Annotated in this window: 3 protein-coding genes; 2 read left to right on the top strand and 1 reads right to left on the bottom strand. The window is 56.4% G+C overall.

All coding sequences use genetic code 11. The features are described from left to right. Nucleotides 1-297: phosphosulfolactate synthase (locus QJ48_RS34720; RefSeq protein WP_193394552.1), on the bottom strand; the 297-nt coding region annotated here is incomplete at its 3' end. 134 nt (nt 298-431) lie between these two features. On the opposite strand from QJ48_RS34720, the gene QJ48_RS34715 reads away from it, so the two are divergent. Next, entirely contained in the window at nt 432-704 is a 273-nt protein-coding gene (locus QJ48_RS34715) for a YqhV family protein (RefSeq protein ID WP_054977805.1), read from the top strand. Between the two features lie 68 nt (nt 705-772). Then, nucleotides 773-1464, top strand: a 692-nt coding sequence (locus QJ48_RS34710; protein WP_054977804.1) for a hypothetical protein, incomplete at its 3' end; no start/stop codon positions are given.

Below are 1464 nucleotides of genomic sequence, written 5' to 3'. Positions count from 1 at the left end.
ATCCTGCCGGATCGCCACCTCGAGAAAAGTGCCTCCGGGGTAGACGATAATGTCGTGGGCTTTGGCCATTTCGATTTTTCGCTTAAGCAACTCCGTCTTATAAAGCGGCGAGGTGCCGAATCCGATTTTCAGCATGTCGATATAGACGCCGGCCGTCTGCAGCAAATCCTCAAGCGCATGAAGCCCAAGGCCTTTGTCGATGACCATCGTTTTGCCCAAGGCTCGCGGCTTATCCGTACGACGCCCGGTCGGATCGCTGAGCAGTGTATTCCACTGCAACGGTGATGTTACCTCCATCTTGTATCGCCTCGCAGTAACATAAAGTTGGATTACGGTGTCATCATATGCATTTTGGGCGAATGGTGTGCCCCGTAAGCCTAAAATAAGACGAGCCCGCATACAGTGATAAGGAAAGCGAAGGGGGGAAACAAATGTCGGTCATCAACAAAATCGTCCTCAGTATGGCGTTGATTCGAATCTTCTCGGGGAGCATCGAGATTATGGCGGGACTGCTTATGCTGCGCTACAACCAGATTGAGAAAGCGCTCCTGGTCAATTCGGCGCTGGCGTTGGTCGGGCCTTTCGTGCTGCTTACGACTACGACGATCGGACTTGTGGGGATGGCGGAAAAGCTGTCGGCGGGCAAAATGCTATGGGTGCTTATCGGCGTAAGCTGTATTTTTATTGGAATCTTAAAAAAGTAATCGGTCATAGTTCAGTAGATTGCATCATACATATGATTGTAAAAGATGGACAGCTTGGAGGGATAGCCATGATCCGGTCGCTGCTGCCGTTCTTCTCCGCCGCTATGCAGCAGATCCTAGCAACTCTACCAACCCGCATTGCAGCCGAGCTGCAAGAAATCCGGATCCGCGAAGAGAGGCCGCTGGAAGTCGTCTGGGCCTCGGGCTGCGGCTTCGTATCGGACAAGGGAAGCTTGTGCGCCGACCCGGGGCAAGCCTACCGGCCGACGCGCCGGGATTGCGCGGAGCTGCTGGAGCAACTGACGCAGCATTCGATGTACACGTTCGAGGAGGAGCTGAAGCGGGGATTCATTACCGTTTCCGGCGGACACCGGATCGGCCTCGCCGGACGAACCGTCCTGGAACAGGGAAAGGTAAAGTACATCAAGGATGTCAGCGGCTTCAACGTCCGGCTGGCGCGGGAATGGAAAAACGCCGCCAAGCCGGTCCTTCCCTATCTGCTCGAACCGGGCGGCGAGCGGGTGTACCGCACGCTGATCGTCTCCCCTCCGCAGCAGGGAAAAACGACGCTGATTCGCGATCTGGCCCGATTGCTAGGCACGGGGGGAGCGGACAACGGCTTGCGCCGGTCCTTCAAGATCGGCATCGTCGACGAACGCTCTGAGATTGCCGCTTGCGTCAAAGGGGTGCCCCGCTTCGATGTCGGGTACCGGACGGACGTGCTGGACGGCTGCCCGAAGGCGGAAGGCATGATGATGAT

The sequence above is a fragment of the Paenibacillus sp. A3 genome (assembly GCF_001399685.1).
In the GTDB taxonomy this organism is placed as follows: domain Bacteria; phylum Bacillota; class Bacilli; order Paenibacillales; family NBRC-103111; genus Paenibacillus_G.
Note: the sequence above shows the minus strand (reverse complement) of the source record. Positions and strands in the feature narration are given on the sequence as shown.